Here is a 16951-nt window from a genome sequence, read left to right as displayed (position 1 = left end):
CGGCGGGCGGCGCCAGCCATTCCCTTCCACGGCAACCGGCGTCGCGCGACGCCCTTTCCGGATTCCCATGCCACATCACGCTCCCCGCTTCCGTCCCTCGCCCCTGGCCCTCGCGGCCCTGCTCTGCAGCCTGTCCGCCGCCGCGCAGCAGGCCGCGCCCGAGACCGCCGCGCCTGCCAAGGCCGCCGAAACCCGCGCACTCGGCGCCATCACCGTGACCGCCGACCGCGACAGCCGCACCGAGGGCAGCGGCTCCTACACCGCGCGCGCGGCCGGCACCGCGACCCGGCTCGACATGAGCCCGCGCGAGACGCCGCAGTCGGTCAGCGTGGTCACGCGCCAGCAGATGGACGACCAGGGCCTGCGCACCGTGGCCGACGTGCTCGCGCAGTCGACCGGCATCACGGTCAACGAACTCGACAGCGAGCGCACCGGCTTCTATGCGCGCGGCTTCTCGATCGACAACTTCCAGATCGACGGCATGTCCCGCGGCAGCAACAGCCCGCTGACCGACACCGCGCTGTACGACCGCATCGAGATCGTGCGCGGCGCCAACGGCCTGATGGGCGGCACCGGCGATCCTTCCGCCACCATCAACTTCATCCGCAAGCGCCCGACGCGCGAGTTCCAGGCCAGCGCCGGCCTCACGCTGGGCCGCTGGGACCTGCGCCGCGCCGATGTCGACATCGCGGGCCCGCTCAACGCGAGCGGCAGCGTGCGCGGCCGCTTCGTGTTCGCCGACTCCGACCGCAAGTCCTTCATGGACTACTACCGCGAGAAGAAGAAGCTCGGCATGGTCTCGATCGAGGCCGACCTCACGTCCTCGACGCTGCTCACGGCCGGCTTCGATCTGCAGGACAACAAGCCGCGCGGCGCGACCTGGGGCGCGGTGCCCTACTGGAACTCCAACGGCACGCTGGCCAACCTGCCGCGCAACTTCAGCATCACCACGCCGTGGAGCGGCTGGGACAAGAAGCAGAGCACCGCCTTCGCCTCGCTCGAGCACCGCTTCGACAATGGCTGGCGCGCCAGACTGGGCCTGGCGCGCACCGAGAGCGAGGTCGACCGCAGCGTGGTCTACGCGGGCAGCGGCTATCCCAATCCCGCCACCGGCGGCGGGCTGTCGCTGTGGTCGGGCGTGGGCTGGGCCAAGGAGACGCGCGACAACCTCGATCTCCACGTGTCGGGCCCGGTCAGCTTCCTGGGCCGCAAGCACGAGCTGATCGCGGGCTGGAACGGCGACTGGCGCGAGAGCGACACGCCGGCCGCGCGCGTCACTTATCCCTACTCGGCCACGGTGCCCAACTATCACACCTGGAACGGCGACCTGCCGCAGCCGGTCGCGGTGCGCACCGGCGCCTACACGCTGGGCCACACGCGCCTGGGCGGCGGCTATGTCGCGGGCCGCTTCAGCCTGGCCGATCCGCTGACGGTGATCGTCGGGGCGCGCGTGAGCAACTACACCACGCGCACCAACAGCTACAGCACGGCCGGCGTCTACAACGGCTTCAGCGGCATCTCGCGCCACAAGAACGAGGTCACGCCGTACGCGGGCATCGTCTACGACATCGACGACCGCTGGTCGGCCTACGCGAGCTACACCGACGTGTTCGCACCGCAGTCGTACAAGGACAGGAACAACAACTTCGTCGACCCGGCCACCGGCACCAACATCGAGGCCGGCATCAAGGGCGAGCTGCTGGAGGGCCGGCTCAACGTCTCGGGCGCGGTCTTCCGCACCAAGAAGGAGAACGTCGCCACGCTCGACACCTCGGTGCCCGCGGGCTTCACGCTGGCCGACGGCAGTTCGGCCTATGTCACCGACGGCACCGGCACCATCGCGCGCGGCGTCGAGGCCGAGGTCTCGGGCCAGCTCACGCCGGCCTGGAACCTCACGGCCGGCTACACCTACATGAGCGTGGACCGGCCGGCCTGCAGCTGCTCGGTGCCGATCCCGCCGCGCCACCTGCTGCGGCTGTCGACCGCCTACCGGCTGGGCGGCGCGCTGCAGGGGCTGACGCTCGGCGGCAGCGTGAGCGTGCAGAGCGCGACCACCAACCTGTCCTGGTACAACCGGCCCGGCACCACCTCCAAGGCCGAGATGCGGCAGCCCGGCTACACGCTGTTCAACGTGATGGCCTCGTACGAGCTCAACCGCAACCTCACGGTGGCGCTCAACGTCAACAACCTCTTCGACAAGAAGTACTACCGCAACATCGGCTTCTACGACGGCGTGTACTGGGGCGAGCCGCGCAACGTGACGGTCTCGCTGCGCGCGAAGTTCTGAGGGGGCGGCCGATGAACACCCCGATCCGCCATCGCCTGGCCGTTGCCTCGCGTGCCGTCGCCGCCATCGGCGGTGGCTATGCCGTGGCCGCGCTGTCGGCCGCCGCCATCGCGCTGTGGTGGCCCGCGAGCCGCGCCGAGGCCGCGCTCGGCGGCACGCTCGCTTCCTTCCTCGTGTTCGCGGGCGCGGTGGTGTGGGTGTTCGCCGCCCGCAGCGCCGCGCGCGCCTGGCTGGGGCTGGCCGCGGCCGCGCTGCTGCTCGGCGCGCTGGTGTGGCTGCGCTACCCGGGGAGCCCGGCATGAAGGAGGGCTTCCGCCAATCGATGGCCTGGCTGCACACCTGGTCGGGCCTGCTGGTGGGCTGGGTGCTGCTGCTGGTGTTCGCCGCCGGCACGGCCGCCTACTTCCGCGACGAGATCACGCTGTGGATGAAGCCCGAGCTGCACCAGGCTGCGCGCCAGCCGGTGCCGCAGGCGCAGGCCGCGGAGCGCGCCATCGGGCTCTTGCAGCAGCGCGGCCCGAACAGCCCGAGCTGGACCATCACCCTGCCCACCGTGCGCGAGCCCGCGGTGCGCGTGTTCTGGCGCGGCCCGCCCGCCGCCGCCGCCCGCCCGGGCGAGCGGCCGCGCCGCGCGCGCTTCGAGAACGCGACCCTCGATCCGGCCACCGGCGAGGCCATCACCGCCGCGCGCGCCACGCGCGGCGGCGAATTCTTCTACCGCCTGCATTTCGACCTGCACTACATGCCCGCGCTCTGGGCGCGCTGGATCGTCGGCTTCTGCGCGATGTTCATGCTGGTGGCGATCGTGAGCGGCGTGATCACGCACAAGCGCATCTTTGCCGACTTCTTCACCTTCCGGCCGAAGAAGGGCCAGCGCTCCTGGCTCGACGCGCACAACGCCACCGCGGTGCTGGCGCTGCCCTACCACGCGATGATCACGTACACGGGCCTGGTCACGCTGATGTTCCTCTACATGCCGTGGGGCCCGCAGCTCGCCTACCAGGACAAGGGCGGCACCGAGGCCTTCTTCTCCGAGGTGTTCCCCGCGGGCGGCCCGCGCGATGCCAAGGCCGCGGGGCAGCCCGCGCCGCTGGTGCCGATCGCACCGCTGCTGGCGCAGGCCAGTGCGCACTGGGACGGCGCGCCCGTCGGGCGCATCGCCATCGGCCATCCCAACGACGCCAACGCCACCGTCAGCATCGCGCGCCAGGAAGGCCGCGGCCTCTCGAGCGACCAGCCCTCGATGCTGTTCGATGGCGTGACCGGCGCGCTGATCTCGACCACGGGCGATGTGCCCAAGGCGGCCGCGCAGACGCGCGGCGTGCTCTACGGCCTGCACATCGGGCGCTTCGCGAACCCGCTGTTGCGCGCGCTGTTCTTCGTCTCGGGGCTCGCGGGCTGTCTGATGGTGGCGACCGGCCTGCTGCTGTGGGCCGTGAAGGAACGCCAGAAGTACGCGAAGACGCTCAGGCAGGGGGGCCGCATCGGCTTCGGACTGCGGCTGGTCGACGGCCTCAACGTGGGCGCGATCGCCGGGCTGCCGATCGCCTTCGCGAGCTACTTCTGGGCCAACCGGCTGCTGCCGGTGGGCATGGAGGATCGCGGCGCGAACGAGATCCTCTGCTTCTTCGTCGCCTGGGGCGCGGCGACCGTCGCGGGCCTGGCCTGGCCGGCGCGGCGCATGTGGCGGGTGCAGCTCGCGATCGGCGCGCTGCTGTTCGCCGCGATCCCGCTGCTCAATGCCTTCACGACCGCCACCCACCTCGGCCATTCGCTGCGCGCGGGACTGTGGGCCGTGGCGGGCTTCGACCTCGTGTCGCTCGCGCTCGGTGTCGGATTGGGCGCGGCGGCCTGGCACCTGGGCCGGCGCAAGGCGGTGAAGAAGCCGGCGCCGTCCGCCGCCAACGCGCCCGCGGGACTGCGCGCATGACGCAGGCCTTGTCGATCCTCGCGGCCTTCGCCGCCGCGCTCGGCGGCTTCATCGCGCTGAGCCTCGCGATGGACCGCCACCATGAAGACGCCTTCGGCCGCGGCCGCAGCCCGGGCCGCTGGCGGCGACCGCTGCAGGGCGCCGGCAGCGCGCTGCTGCTGCTCTCGCTGGCGGCCTGCCTCGCGGCGCAGGGCGCGGTCATCGGTTGGGTGCTGTGGTTCGGCGCGCTCACGGCCGCGGCGCTGTGCACGGTGCTGGTGGCGAGCTACGCCGCGAAGCACGCGGCGGCCATCGGCGTGGCCGCCGCATCGCTCGCGATGCCGTGCCTGGCGTTGGCGCTGCTGCGCTGACGGCGTCGCTCAGACCAGCTGCAGCACCTGCGCCAACGGCCGGCGCGGCTTGCGCGGCCAGTTCTCGGGCGTCGCATAGCCGATGGCCAGCAGCAGCACCGGGATCTCGTCGGCCGCCAGCGCGAAGGCCTCGGCGACCGCGGGCGCGTCGAAGCCGATCATCGGCGCGGAACCGAGCCCCATCGCCTGCGCCGCATGGATCAGCGTGCCGGCGCCGAAGGTCGCGCTGCGCACCGCCTCGTCGCGCTGGCGCTGCGGCTGCTCGAAGTAGAGGCTCTTGGCGGCGCCCTCCCAGCCCGGGACCATCTCCGCCGGCATGAAGCCGGCCGCGACGGCGCCCGCGAGGCGATCGGGCAGCGTGCGGTGGTCGGCGAGCTGGCCGCAGACGATGAAGGTCACGGCCGCTTCGCTGACCTTGGCCTGGTCCCAGGCCAGGGCGCGCAGCCGCGCCTTCTGTGCGGGCGTGCGCACGGCAATGAAGCGCCAGTTCTGCAGGTTGAACGAGGTCGGCGCGGTCGTGGCTAGTCGCACCAGTTCCTCGATGCGCTCGTCGTCGATGCCGCGCGCGGGATCGAACAGGTTGGTGGTGCGGCGCTCTTCGATGGCCTGGAGGATCGGGTACGGATGGGACATGGGAATCTCCTTGGAGGAAGCTTGCGGACGAGCCCCGTCCTCCGCCCGCGCGCGGCGGCGCGGGCGGCTGGAACGGGACGAAGGGAATCGGGAAAGGAGGCGGCGCTAGACGATGCTGTCGACCACGCCGCCGTCGACGCGCAGCGCGGCGCCGGTGGTGGCCGAGGCCTGCTCGGAACTCGCGTAGAGGATCATGTTCGCGACCTCTTCCACGCGCGCGGCGCGACGGAGGATCGACGAGCCCCGGTGCGTCGTGACGAAGTCCGCCGCGACCGCCTCCAGGTTGCGGCCCGAGGCCTCCACGCCGGCCTGCAGCATGTCGGCCACGCCTTCGGACAGCGTGGGTCCGGGAAGCACGGCATTGACCGTCACGCCGGTGCCGGCCAGCCGCTTCGCGAGGCCGCGCGAGACGGCCAGCTGCGCCGTCTTCGAGAACCCGTAATGGATCATGTCGGCCGGGATGTTGAGCGCCGACTCCGACGACACGAACACGATGCGGCCCCAGCCGCGCGCCACCATGCCCGGCGCATAGGCGCGCGCGCAGCGCACGCCCGACATCACGTTGGTCTGGAAGAAGCGCTCCCATTCCGCGTCGGGCGTGTCGAAGAAGTCCTGCGGTGCGAACACGCCGAGGTTGTTGACCACGATGTCGAACTCGGGGTGGCGCGCCTGCAGCGCAGCGCAGGCCTCGGGCGTCGACAGATCGCCCGCGAAGCCCTGGGCGCGCGAGGCGTCGTCGCCCAGCCGCGCCAGCGCGGCCGCCACGCCAGCCTCGCCGCGGCCATTGATCACGACTTCGGCGCCCGCCGCCAGGAAGCCCTGGGCGGTGGCGAAGCCGATGCCGTGGGTGGAGCCGGTGACCAGCACGCGGCGGTGGTTGAAGTGGATGTTCATGGGATTCCTTGGTCGATGGGTGCAATCGTATTTCTTCGTGGATCCATTGATAATCCGGAGCATCTCCAAATCACCTTTCGACATCCTCGAACAATGGACCGCATCGATGCCCTGCGCCTGCTGATCGACGTCGCCGAATGGGGCAGCTTCTCGGGGGTCGCGCGCCAACGCGCGGTCGCCACCTCGACCGTGACCCTGGCCATCAACCAGCTCGAGCAGGAGGTGGGCGCGCGGCTCATGCAGCGCTCGACGCGACGGCTGGCCTTCACGCACGAGGGCGAGTCGCTCGTGGCGGACGCGCGCCGCATCGTCTCGGAATGGGATGCAGCCCTGGGCGGCCTGCGCCAGCAGGGCGAACTGTCGGGCCCGGTGCGCGTCACCGCCACCAACGACTTCGGCCGCTCGCAGCTGCGGCCGCTGCTCGACGCCTTCCAGCAGCGCCATCCACGGGTGCGCATCGGGCTGCATCTCAGCGACAGCACCATCGACCTGATCGAGACCCACATGGACCTCGCGATCCGCTTCGGCCCGCTGCCCGACTCGAACCTGCAGGCCCGCCTGCTGGTGCCCGGCGAGCGCCTGGTCTGCGCCGCGCCGGCCTACTGGAACGCGCGCGGGCGGCCGGCGCATCCGGGCGAACTGGCGCGGCACAACTGCCTGGTGCTCGCGCGGCCCGGCGCACCGCTCGCGGCCTGGACCTTTCGCGACGGCGGCCGGTCCTTCAACGTGAAGGTATCTGGCGACCGCGAGGCCAGTGACGGCTCGGTGCTGCGCGAATGGGCCGTCAACGGCGTGGGCGTGATCTTCAAGAACCGGCAGGACATCCGGCACGAGCTGGCGGCCGGCGCGCTCGAGGTGGTGCTCGACGACTACGCGGCGGGGCCGATCGACCTGTTCGCGGTCTTTCCGGGCGGTGCGCCGAGCCGGCGCGTGGCGGCGCTGGTGGATTTCCTCGCGGCCGCGCTGCAGTCGCCGGCCGCCTGAGCCTGCCGAGGCTCGGCGCTCAGCGCGTGAGGCTCGGCAATGTCAGAAATGGCCTTGCGCGTCGCCCGTGCGGTCGTGCACCCATCGCATGGCCTGCAGCTGGGCCTGCCGCAGCGCCTCCTCGGCGCTGCCATGCCCGAGGTCGTCCGCGGGCAGTTCATCGGCGATGAAGGCGGGGCCGCCCGCATAGTCGAGCCGCGCCAGGTAGCGGCCGCTGCCGTCGGGTTCCGCACGGCAGATGAAAGCGTGTTCCCACAGGTCGATTCTTTCCTCGAAGCTCATTCGGATGGTCCTCTCGTTGTCCAGGTCTTCAATGACTGAGAACGAGTCTATGGACGGCGCGGCCGCGTCGCGTAGGAGCCGCCCGCGTGGGTGGGTGGGTCGGCAGGCGGGACGCGTGAGGCACATCCGCTCGGCACATCCCTCGCGAAAAACGAAATTTACTGTCTGCGAACCCACCCCCGATACACAGCGATACGCAGCCCCGGCCCCCGGCCACTCCCGCGAATGAACATCCGCGCCATCGATCGCCAGGCAGCGCGAACGACACCGGCCCGATGCCATCCACCACCATTCGCAAGGAGTTCCCAATGACGCTTTCCTCCCCGCTCGAGCGCCGCTCGTTCCTCGCCAAGGCCGCCATCGGCCTCGCCGCGACCCAGTTCGCGGCAGTCGTTCCCGCGTTCGCGCAGTCGAACGCGCCGTCCGCCGGCGGCACGCCGCGGCGCCTCGAGCCGCTCAAGCACATCGATGCGGGCGTGCTCAACGTGGCCTACTTCGAGGCCGGACCCGCCAACGGCGCGCCGGTGCTCCTGCTGCATGGCTGGCCCTACGACATCCACATGTTCGTCGACGTCGCACCGCTGCTCGCGGCCGCGGGCTTCCGCGTAATCGTGCCCTACCTGCGCGGCTACGGCGCCACGCGCTTCCTCTCGGCCGACACGCCGCGCAACGGCCAGCAGTCGGTGGTGGCGGCCGACATCTTCGCGCTGATGGACGCGCTGCAGATCCGCAGCGCGACGGTCGCGGGCTGCGACTGGGGCGCGCGTACGGCCTGCATCATGGCGGCGCTGCAGCCCGAGCGCGTGAAGGCGCTGGTGTCGGTCAGCGGCTACCTGATCGGCAGCCAGGAGGCCGGCAAGAATCCGCTGCCGCCCGAGGCCGAGTTCCAGTGGTGGTACCAGTACTACTTCGCGACCGAACGCGGTCGCCTGGGCTACGACAAGAACCGCAACGCCTTCTCGAAGCTGATCTGGCAGCTGGCTTCGCCCAAATGGAACTTCGATGCCGCGACCTTCGAACGCAGCGCGCGCGCCTTCGACAACCCCGACCATGTCGCGATCGTGGTCCACAACTACCGCTGGCGCCTCGGCCTGGCCGAGGGCGAGGCCAGGTACCAGCCGCTCGAGGACCGGCTCGCCAAGGCGCCCGTGATCACCGTGCCGACCATCACGCTCGAAGGCGATGCCAACGGCGCGCCGCACCCCGAGCCCGCCAGCTACGCGAAGAAGTTCTCGGGCTTCTACGAGCACCGGCAGGTCGACGGCGGCATCGGCCACAACCTGCCGCAGGAAGCGCCGCAGGCCTTCGCGGCCGCGGTGGTGGACGTGGCGCGGCGCGCGGGCTGAGCGGACGGGCCGCCGACGCGGCGGCCCGAAGTGCCAAAAAGTAGGCACTTCCGTTTTCAGTTGTTGATGATTTGTTAAATTTTTAGTTACACTGTCGGCTTCGAGGGTCAGACGGCGCAGACCGGTCCCGCCCTGAGGGGGTACGCGAGTACCCCTTTATTCATTTGTTCGTGTCCGGCTTGCCGCCGCCTTGCGTCCACACGCGGGGAGGCTGTGCGTCGGCGCCAGCCACTGATTCCTCGAAATGCACGTACTGTCGATCTTCGGGACCCGTCCCGAGGCCATCAAGATGGCCCCCCTCGTCACCGCCCTGCGCCGCGAGCCTCGCGTGCGCAGCACCGTGTGCGTGACCGGCCAGCACCGCGAGATGCTGACCCAGGTGATGTCCCTGTTCGACCTCGAGGCCGACCACGACCTCGACGTGATGCGGCCCAACCAGTCGCTCAACGGGCTCTACGGCCGCCTGATCGCGGGCGCCGACGCGGTGCTCGAGGCCGAGCAGCCCGACTGCGTGCTGGTTCACGGCGACACCACCACCGCCGCGGCCTGCGCCATGGCCGCCTTCCATCGCCGCATTCCGGTCGGCCACGTCGAAGCCGGCCTGCGCAGCGGCGACATCCGCTCGCCCTTTCCCGAGGAGCTCAACCGCCGCTTCGTCGATTCGGTCAGCAGCTGGATGTTCGCGCCCACGCCCTCGTCGCGCGACGCGCTGCTCGCAGAGAAGCCGCCGGGGCGCATCTGGGTCACGGGCAACACGGTGATCGACGCGCTCGCGGCCACGGTCGAGCGGCTCGAGTCCGACCGCCCGCTGGCCGCCACGCTCGCGAAGCGCCACGGCTGGGTCGATGCCAGGCGCCGGCTGGTGCTGGTCACCGGCCACCGCCGCGAGAACTTCGGCGAGGGCTTTCGCAACATCTGCGCCGCGCTGCGCGAACTGGCGCAGCGCGACGACGTGCAGATCGTCTACCCGGTGCACCTGAACCCCAACGTGCACGACGTGGTGAAGGCCCAGCTGTCGGGCCTGCCCAACGTGCACCTGATCGCGCCGCTGGCCTACCTCGACTTCGTCTGGTTCATGCAGCGCGCCTACCTGATCCTGACCGATTCGGGCGGGGTGCAGGAAGAGGCGCCCTCGCTGGGCAAGCCGGTGCTGGTGATGCGCGACGTGACCGAGCGCCCCGAGGCGGTGGCTGCCGGCACCGTGCGGTTGGTGGGCACCTCGAGCGAACGCATCGTCGGCGAGGCGCGCCGCCTGCTCGACGACCCCGCGGTGCACGCCGAGTTCTGCCGCCGCGGCAATCCCTACGGCGACGCGCGCGCGAGCCAGCGCATCGTGGACGTGCTGTGCGAACGGCACACCGCCGAGTTCGTGCCCTGAGCACGGACCGCCGCCCCTCTTTTTTCAAGTTTTTCGAAGTCTTCCTGCCGAGTCTCCCCATGCCTTCTCTGTTCTCACGACGGATCGCCCCCATCGTCCCCACGGCCGTGCTCGCCCTGAGCGCCCTGGGCGCCTCCTTCCTCGCGCACGCCAGCCCCGCGAGCGACGCGCTGCAGCGCCTGCAGGGCGAGACCTGGGTCAACCGCAGCTTCGCGCTGTCGGACCTGGGCATCGGCGACACCGTGCTGCTCAACGGCTTCGACAGCCGCCAGGAGTTCTACCTGCCGGTGCCGCGCGGCCTCGCGCTGGCCGAGGCCAGCATCGACTTCAGCGGCCGCTATCACAAGGCCGAGGGCGGCAGCACCTCGATGCTGCTGACGGTCAATGGCCGGCCGGTGCAGGCGCGCCGCATCGAGGCGGCCGAGGGCGACGCGAGCCAGAGCCTCAAGGTCGACACCGGCGTCGCGCGCAGCGCGAACTTCGTGCGCCTCGGCGTGCAGTGGTCGAACAACGTGGCGCGCCGCGTCTGCGAACTGGAACGCTCGACCGGCAACGTGCTCGCGATCTCGCCCGAGACGCGCTTCAACTACCGCTTCAACAGCGGCGCGCTGACCAGCCTCGCCGACGCCTGGGCCACGCTGCCCGCGCGCCCGGTCCTGCTGGTGGCTTCGCGCAATCTCTCGAAGACCAGCTACGACAGCGCCTGGCGCCTCGGCGTCGCGCTCGAGCAGGCCAACCGCCGCGTGCAGATCCAGGCCTTCCCGGTGGCGGGCGACATCGTCGACACCTCGGGCTGGCAGGTGCCCGCGGGGCTCGCCGCGCTGCCGGCCTTCGCCGGTCTCGCCAGCGGCAATGCGCGCTACGAACTCAAGAACGAGGCCGAGGTCGGCGCGCTGCTGGTGCTCGGCGCCACCGCGGCCAGCGGCGACCTGCTGGTGGCCGACACGGCGCTGCGCCAGCAGATCGCCAAGGCGCTCGAGGCGCTGGCCGTGCAGTTCGCGGGCGACGCCGACGCGCTGCGCGCCTTCGCGCTCTGGCGCGAGCAGCAGACCGCGCTCGCCGCGGATGCCGCCAGCGCCGGCCAGGTGCGCCTCGCCACGCTGGGCGCGCATCCGGTGATCGTGGTGCCCGAGAACGCGGGCGCGCAGGCGGCCGGCGTCTTCGCCGAGACCTGGCGCAACCTGCTGGTGTCGCGTCAGGCCGGCGTGCGCACGGCCGACGCGCCCGATGCGAGCGAACGCTCGGCGATCCGCCTCAACAGCCTCGGCGGCAGCGAAGCCGGCTTCGACGTGGTGTCGCGCGGCGAGTGGACCGCCACCCTGCCGCTGGGCGTGGTCGCGGCCAATGGCCGCATGCCTTCCGAGCTGGTGATCGACGTGGCGGCCGCGCCCGGCGCCTCGTCGACGCGTCCCGTGGCCTCGGTGTTCTGGAACGACGTGCTGCTCGCGGCCAAGCGCCTGGAGGCCGACGGCCGACCCGAGCGCCTCGACGCGCGCATTCCGGGCTATGCGCTGGGCCTGAGCAACGTGGTGCGCGTGTCCTTCCAGCGCCAGCCCTATTCGAACGACTGCCAGGAGATGCCGCAGGGCTTCCCGGTCAACGTGCTGCCCACCAGCTTCGTGCGCGCGGGCGACGCCCGGCCCGACGGCAGCTTCGTCGGCCTGCTGCCGCTGATGTCGGGCAACCCGCAGGTCGCCGTGCCGCAGGCCTGGCTGGCCGACGCGCCCGCGAGCCTCGCGCGCCTGGTGCGCATGGCCGTGGCCGCCGGCGTGACGCCGGTGCGCTCCGAGCTGGTGGTGACCCAGTCCGGCGCCTTCTCGCCGACCCGGCCCTTCCTCGCGCTGCAGGTGGCGGTCGACGGCGCCGCCTCGAAGGTCGAGGTGAAGGACGCCAGCCTGCGCATCCACGGCCGCAAGGCGCCGTGGCTCGCGCTCGACGACCTGTCGCAGCTCAGTGCCATCGAGGTCAGCCGCGCGCACGGCCAGGACGGCATGCAGTGGCAGCCGATCGGCGCGCGCCCCGTGGTGCCGGCCAAGCCCTTCGTGCTGAACCGCGGCGACATCGCGATGCTCGGCGCCGAAGGCCCCGTGAGCTGGCTCGACAGCGGCAACCCCGCGGACGAGAGCGCGCGGCGCGGCGGCGAAGGCGCGTTCTTCGAATGGCGCTCGTACGCCGCCTGGGGCATGCCGGTGATCGGCGTGGCCGTGTTCGCGCTGCTGCTGCTGATCCTGCTGGCCTGGCGCGCACGGCGCCGCCACGCGCGCAAGTCGCAGCAGTAAGGATCCGACCGAAGCCGCATGTTCGAGCTCTACGGACCCTTCCTGCTGGCCGACTACTACCGCGGTCTGGAGATCGTGACCGCGTTCGTCGGCGTGGTGATCCTGCTGTCGAGCATCGACGACCTGTTCGTCGATGCCTGGTACTGGGTGCGCGAGATCTACCGCTCGCTGACCGTGCGCCGCCGCTACCGGCGCCTGACCGCCGTGCAGCTGCGCGCGGCGCGCGAACAGCCGATGGCCATCATGGTGCCGGCCTGGCTCGAGTACGACGTGATCGCGCCGATGCTCGCCAACATGGTGTCGACGCTCGAGTACAAGAACTACGCCATCTTCGTCGGCACCTACCGCAACGACGCACGCACCATCGCCGAGGTGGAACGCATGCGCCGGCGCTACCGCCAGCTGGTGCGCGTGGAGGTGCCGCACGACGGCCCGACCTGCAAGGCCGACTGCCTCAACTGGGTGGTGCAGGCGCTGTTCCAGCACGAGCGCACCATGGGCGAACCCTTCGCGGGCGTCGTGCTGCACGACAGCGAGGACGTGCTGCACCCGCTCGAACTCAAGTACTTCAACTACCTGCTGCCGCGGATGGATTTCATCCAGCTGCCCGTGACCTCGCTCGAGCGCCACTGGTTCGAGCTGGTGGCCGGCACCTACATGGACGAGTTCGCCGAGTGGCACAGCAAGGACCTCGTGGTGCGCGAGAGCCTGTCGCGCATGGTGCCCTCGGCCGGCGTCGGCACCTGCTTCTCGCACCGCGCGCTGCAGACGCTGGCCGCGGAGCTCGACAACCAGCCCTTCAACACCGCCAGCCTGACCGAGGACTACGACATCGGCGCGCGCCTGGGCCGGCTCGGCATGAAGCAGATCTTCGGCAAGTTCGACGTCGAATACGTGACGCGGCGCACCTCCTGGTTCGGCGCGGGCAGCGAGAAGGTCGGCTCGCTGCGCATGCCGCTGGGCGTGCGCGAGTACTTTCCCGACACCTTCCGCACCGCCTACCGCCAGAAGGCGCGCTGGACCCTGGGCATCGGCCTGCAGGGCTGGGAACAGATGGGCTGGGCCGGCTCGCTGGCCACCAAGTACCTGCTGTTCCGCGACCGCAAGGGGCTGTTCACCGCCTTCGTGGCCATCCTCGGCTACCTGCTGATGCTCAATTTCCTGGTCTTCTTCTTCGCTGACGCCATGGGCTGGTGGACCGTCTACTACCCGTCGATCTTCCAGTCGGGCGGCTGGCTCATGACGGTGATGGAGCTCAACGCCGTGGCGCTGCTGCTGCGCTTCGCTCAGCGCTTCCATTTCGTGTCGGCGCTCTATGGCTGGGAGCACGGGCTGCTGTCGATCCCGCGCATGGTGATCGGCAACTTCATCAACGCCATGGCCGCGGCGCGCGCATGGAAGCTGTTCCTCTCGCACAAGCTGTTCGGCAAGCGGCTGGTGTGGGACAAGACCATGCACGACTTCCCCTCGGCCGACCAACTGGTGCAGCAGCGCCAGCGGCTGGGCGAGGTGCTGCTGTCGTGGCGCGCGATCGACGAGGCGCAGCTCGACGACGCGCTCATGCTCCAGCGCGGCACGGGCCGCAAGCTCGGCAGCATCCTGCTCGAGCAGGGCTGGCTCGACGCCGGCACGCTCGAGGAGGCGATCTCGTTCCAGCGCGGCGATTCGGTGCTGGCGCCGCTCGCGCCGCAGGGAGTGCCGGCATGAAGGGGCTCGACAACCGCACGTTGCTGGCGGTCGCGCTGGCCGCGGCCTGGCCCGCGGTGCCCGCATTCGCCGCCGTGCATTCGCTGCCGGCCGCGCCTTCGCCATCGACTTCGACTTCAACCGCTTCCCCGCCGATGCCGGCACGCGCCGCGCCGCGCAAGCGCTCGTCGCACGGTCGCGCATGGCAACTGGCCGACCAGGCCTTCAAGGCCTATGGCCGCGGCGACTTCGAGACCGCGCTCTCGCGCGCCGATGCCGCCTTGCGCCTGCAGCCCGCGGCGCAGCGCGTGCACCTGCTGCGCGTGTATGCGCTGCAGAAGCTGGGGCGCAACGACGAGGCCGCGCGCGCGGCCGAGCGCGCCATCGACCAGGGCCATGGCAATACGGCGCTGCGCACGGCACTGGCGAACCTGCGCGCGACGCCCGCCGGCGGCGCGCCCGGCACCGACGCCTACCGCGCGGGCTTCCCGCTCGCGGCGCAGGCCTACCGCGACTACGCCGAGGGCCGCGATGCCGAGGCGGCGAAGTCGGCCGAACAAGCGGTGCGCGCCGATCCGAGCCAGGGCCCCTGGGCGCTGTTGTGGCTCGACGCGCTCGCGCGGCAGCAGCGCTCCGACGAGCTCGCGCAGGCGGCCGCCACCGCGCTGGAGTTGGGCGCGCCGAACGCCGCCGAGATCGCCGCCCGCGTGCGGCAGGCCAGTCGCTCGATCGCGCTGCAGCATGCGCAGAAGGCCTACGACGCCCTGTCGCGCCAACAGCCGCGCGCGGCCGTCGACGAGGCCCGCGAGGCGGTGCGCATCGCGCCCGATGTCGCGAGCCATCGCCAGTTGCTGATCGATGCGCTGCAGGCCGTGCCCGACATCGAAGGCGCCGAGCAGGCAACCACCGAGGCCATGGCCGCGCAGGACGACGGCGCGGCATTGCGGCTGCAGCGCGCCTACCTGCGCCAGCAGCTGTCGCGCGGCGGCGAGGCGCAACAGGATGTCGATGCCGTGGTCGCCGATGCGAAGGTCGACGAGGCACAGCGCCGCGACGCGCGCCTGATCGGCGCCGACCTCGCGCTGGCCGCGCGCGACGGCGAACGCGCGCGCACGCTGCTCGCGCCGCTGCCGCCCGACGACGCGCAGGTGCGCTCGCGCCGCCAGCGGGCCGAGGACGCCTCGAGCGGCTGGGGCTCGCCCGCCACGCCGCCGGTCACCGCCTATGCGCCCGTGAAACTCTGCAACGACACGCCCCAGGGCCCGGCCTGCGCGCTCGCGCCCTGGGACACGCCGAAGGCCGGCGATGCCGCCACGCGCGCCTACGCGGCCTATGCGCAGAAGCGCTATCCCGAGGCCATCGCGCTGGCCAGGCAGGCCGCGGCCGAACGGCCCGACGACGCATCGCGCCAGAAGCTGCTGACCACCACGCTCGCCGCGGGCACGACCGCGGAGCGCCAGCAGGCGCTGCAGCGGCTCGACACCGCGATCGCCGCGCAACCCGCCGACGCCACCCTGTTGCGCCAGCGCGGCTACCTGCACATCGCGAACAAGGACCCGGCGCTCGCACTGCAGGATTTCGTAGCGGCCCGCCACACTGGTCAGGCCCCGCGCAGCAACCTGCTCGACGAGGCGCAGGCGGCCGCCGGCACCGGCGACCGCGCCGGCGCGGCCGCCACGCTGCGCCAGGCCGTCGACGACGAGGACGTGGGCTGGCTCTCGCTCGACCGCCAGCAGCTCCACGACCTGCGCGGCACCATCGCCAGCTATTCGCGCGAATGGGGCGTGAACAGCACCGTCGGCTACCGCGGCGCGCATGCCGCCTCCTTCGGACTGCCCGGCCAGCCGGTGGCCGTGCCCGGCAACGCGAGCTTCAACACCACCGAGGTGTTCTGGCGCCCGGGCGGCATCCTCAACACCAACCGCAGCATCTTCGACGTCTACGGCCGCTTCTCGACCACGCTGCACGCCGGCACCGACGTGACCGCCGCGCAGCTCATGCCGAACCCCTGCGGCGGCGTCGGCGTCACGCCCGAGCAGCGCACCCGCGGCATCGCCGGCCTGCCCTCGACCAGCGCCGCCCTCGGCGTGCGCTACACGCCCGACACCGCGACCGGCCTCACCTTCGGCCTCGAGCGGCAGTTCATGCTGGGCAGCGCCACGCGTTCCGGCGCCATCGATCCCGCGCCCGCGAGCCTGCGTTGCCAGCTCAACAACCGCTCCGCGGCCCTCGACTACCGCGCCGATACCGGCTCGGGCGGCTGGCAGGCCTACCTGCTCTACGGCTTCTACGAAGGCACCGGCCTGCGGGTGGACACGCGCAGCTGGTTCACCATGGAAGGCTACCTGCAGGCCGGCTACACCCTGCTCGACATGCCGGCCGCCTACACCGTGCGCGACACCGCCGGCAACGTGCTCGCCGACGGCAGCGGCCGCCTCAAGCGCGGCCAGGGCTTCGCTGCCGGCGAGGTGCGCATCGGGCGCAGCTTCGTCACCGACTACAACGACCGCCTCGTGTTCTTCCCCCACGTCACGCTCGCCGCGGACTGGTTCTCCAACCGCAACCGCGCCAGCGGCGTGCCGATCGCGGGCTTCGACAGCGTGGCCCTGGCCGACCGCGGATCGAGCTGGTCGGCCGGCGCGGGCGTGGGCATCAACCTGCGCTACTGGTTCAACGAGGACCGCTACAACGCGCAACGCTCGCATGTGGATGCGAGCTTGCAGTACCGGACCACGCTGGGCGGGGTGGCGGGGCGGGCGAAGGGGGTGTTCTTGAATCTGACGTTGTCGTACTAGCGCAGTTGAGTTGTAGCCCACTCATGTCTGTCTTCGTACCCCCGACCTATATCGATCCACGACGACGCCTAGATAGTAGAGGTGTCTAGTGGTGCTGAGCGTCTCTG

Annotated in this window: 13 protein-coding genes; 10 read left to right on the top strand and 3 right to left on the bottom strand. The window is 71.3% G+C overall.

Annotation, left to right across the window (positions count from 1 at the left end; genetic code table 11):
• Nucleotides 1-67: 67 nt before the first annotated feature.
• From INQ48_40905 to INQ48_40890, 4 genes are read left to right on the top strand one after another with little or no spacing between them, the layout of a single operon-like run.
• Complete coding sequence (locus INQ48_40905) at nt 68-2287, top strand: TonB-dependent siderophore receptor (GenBank protein ID QRF61726.1); 2220 nt, start codon at nt 68-70, stop codon at nt 2285-2287.
• Between the two features lie 11 nt (nt 2288-2298).
• Nucleotides 2299-2589: a DUF3649 domain-containing protein gene (locus tag INQ48_40900; GenBank protein QRF61725.1), complete on the top strand. Its 291-nt coding sequence runs from the start codon at nt 2299-2301 to the stop codon at nt 2587-2589.
• Nucleotides 2586-4217 carry a PepSY domain-containing protein gene (locus INQ48_40895; protein ID QRF61724.1) on the top strand — a complete coding sequence of 544 codons (1632 nt, stop codon included), beginning with the start codon at nt 2586-2588 and terminating at the stop codon, nt 4215-4217. The genes INQ48_40900 and INQ48_40895 overlap by 4 nt, the downstream gene beginning before the upstream one ends.
• Nucleotides 4214-4567: a DUF3325 domain-containing protein gene (locus INQ48_40890; protein ID QRF61723.1), complete on the top strand. Its 354-nt coding sequence runs from the start codon at nt 4214-4216 to the stop codon at nt 4565-4567. The genes INQ48_40895 and INQ48_40890 overlap by 4 nt, the downstream gene beginning before the upstream one ends.
• A 9-nt stretch (nt 4568-4576) precedes the next feature.
• Here the strand turns inward: INQ48_40890 and INQ48_40885 are convergent, their stop codons facing one another.
• Together INQ48_40885 and INQ48_40880 are read right to left on the bottom strand one after the other, a co-directional pair.
• Nucleotides 4577-5200 carry a nitroreductase family protein gene (locus tag INQ48_40885; GenBank protein QRF61722.1) on the bottom strand — a complete coding sequence of 208 codons (624 nt, stop codon included), beginning with the start codon at nt 5198-5200 and terminating at the stop codon, nt 4577-4579.
• Nucleotides 5201-5305: 105 nt separating this feature from the next.
• On the bottom strand, nt 5306-6094 hold the full coding sequence (locus tag INQ48_40880) for an SDR family oxidoreductase (GenBank protein QRF61721.1): 789 nt from the start codon (nt 6092-6094) through the stop codon (nt 5306-5308).
• Between the two features lie 93 nt (nt 6095-6187).
• Between INQ48_40880 and INQ48_40875 the strand changes: the two genes are divergently transcribed.
• Nucleotides 6188-7078, top strand: coding sequence for a LysR family transcriptional regulator (locus INQ48_40875; GenBank protein QRF61720.1), 891 nt, complete (start codon nt 6188-6190; stop codon nt 7076-7078).
• Nucleotides 7079-7120: 42 nt separating this feature from the next.
• Here the strand turns inward: INQ48_40875 and INQ48_40870 are convergent, their stop codons facing one another.
• Nucleotides 7121-7360: a hypothetical protein gene (locus tag INQ48_40870; protein QRF61719.1), complete on the bottom strand. Its 240-nt coding sequence runs from the start codon at nt 7358-7360 to the stop codon at nt 7121-7123.
• Between the two features lie 308 nt (nt 7361-7668).
• Between INQ48_40870 and INQ48_40865 the strand changes: the two genes are divergently transcribed.
• From INQ48_40865 to INQ48_40845, 5 genes are all read left to right on the top strand, one after another.
• Nucleotides 7669-8706, top strand: a complete 1038-nt coding sequence (locus INQ48_40865; protein QRF61718.1) for an alpha/beta hydrolase — start codon at nt 7669-7671, stop codon at nt 8704-8706.
• Between the two features lie 244 nt (nt 8707-8950).
• Nucleotides 8951-10084, top strand: a complete 1134-nt coding sequence (wecB, locus tag INQ48_40860; protein QRF61717.1) for a UDP-N-acetylglucosamine 2-epimerase (non-hydrolyzing) — start codon at nt 8951-8953, stop codon at nt 10082-10084.
• 59 nt (nt 10085-10143) lie between these two features.
• Nucleotides 10144-12363: a cellulose biosynthesis cyclic di-GMP-binding regulatory protein BcsB gene (locus INQ48_40855; protein ID QRF61716.1), complete on the top strand. Its 2220-nt coding sequence runs from the start codon at nt 10144-10146 to the stop codon at nt 12361-12363.
• An 18-nt stretch (nt 12364-12381) separates the two neighbouring features.
• A complete protein-coding gene (locus INQ48_40850) occupies nt 12382-14070 on the top strand; it encodes a glycosyl transferase family protein (GenBank protein ID QRF61715.1) in 1689 nt (562 codons plus the stop codon).
• Complete coding sequence (locus INQ48_40845; protein ID QRF61714.1) at nt 14067-16844, top strand: hypothetical protein; 2778 nt, start codon at nt 14067-14069, stop codon at nt 16842-16844. The genes INQ48_40850 and INQ48_40845 overlap by 4 nt, the downstream gene beginning before the upstream one ends.
• The last annotated feature ends 107 nt before the right edge of the window (nt 16845-16951 follow it).

It is taken from the genome of Variovorax paradoxus (assembly GCA_016806145.1).
Lineage (GTDB): Bacteria > Pseudomonadota > Gammaproteobacteria > Burkholderiales > Burkholderiaceae_C > Variovorax.
Note: the sequence above shows the minus strand (reverse complement) of the source record. Positions and strands in the feature narration are given on the sequence as shown.

Excerpts from the sequence above, each read along its gene's own strand:
- INQ48_40905 (QRF61726.1), top strand. The coding sequence starts at position 68 with ATGCCACATCACGCTCCCCGCTTCCGTCCCTCGCCCCTGGCCCTCGCG.
- INQ48_40900 (QRF61725.1), top strand. The coding sequence starts at position 2,299 with ATGAACACCCCGATCCGCCATCGCCTGGCCGTTGCCTCGCGTGCCGTC.
- INQ48_40895 (QRF61724.1), top strand. The coding sequence starts at position 2,586 with ATGAAGGAGGGCTTCCGCCAATCGATGGCCTGGCTGCACACCTGGTCG.
- INQ48_40890 (QRF61723.1), top strand. The coding sequence starts at position 4,214 with ATGACGCAGGCCTTGTCGATCCTCGCGGCCTTCGCCGCCGCGCTCGGC.
- INQ48_40885 (QRF61722.1), bottom strand. The coding sequence starts at position 5,200 with ATGTCCCATCCGTACCCGATCCTCCAGGCCATCGAAGAGCGCCGCACC.
- INQ48_40880 (QRF61721.1), bottom strand. The coding sequence starts at position 6,094 with ATGAACATCCACTTCAACCACCGCCGCGTGCTGGTCACCGGCTCCACC.
- INQ48_40875 (QRF61720.1), top strand. The coding sequence starts at position 6,188 with ATGGACCGCATCGATGCCCTGCGCCTGCTGATCGACGTCGCCGAATGG.
- INQ48_40870 (QRF61719.1), bottom strand. The coding sequence starts at position 7,360 with ATGAGCTTCGAGGAAAGAATCGACCTGTGGGAACACGCTTTCATCTGC.
- INQ48_40865 (QRF61718.1), top strand. The coding sequence starts at position 7,669 with ATGACGCTTTCCTCCCCGCTCGAGCGCCGCTCGTTCCTCGCCAAGGCC.
- wecB (QRF61717.1), top strand. The coding sequence starts at position 8,951 with ATGCACGTACTGTCGATCTTCGGGACCCGTCCCGAGGCCATCAAGATG.
- INQ48_40855 (QRF61716.1), top strand. The coding sequence starts at position 10,144 with ATGCCTTCTCTGTTCTCACGACGGATCGCCCCCATCGTCCCCACGGCC.
- INQ48_40850 (QRF61715.1), top strand. The coding sequence starts at position 12,382 with ATGTTCGAGCTCTACGGACCCTTCCTGCTGGCCGACTACTACCGCGGT.
- INQ48_40845 (QRF61714.1), top strand. The coding sequence starts at position 14,067 with ATGAAGGGGCTCGACAACCGCACGTTGCTGGCGGTCGCGCTGGCCGCG.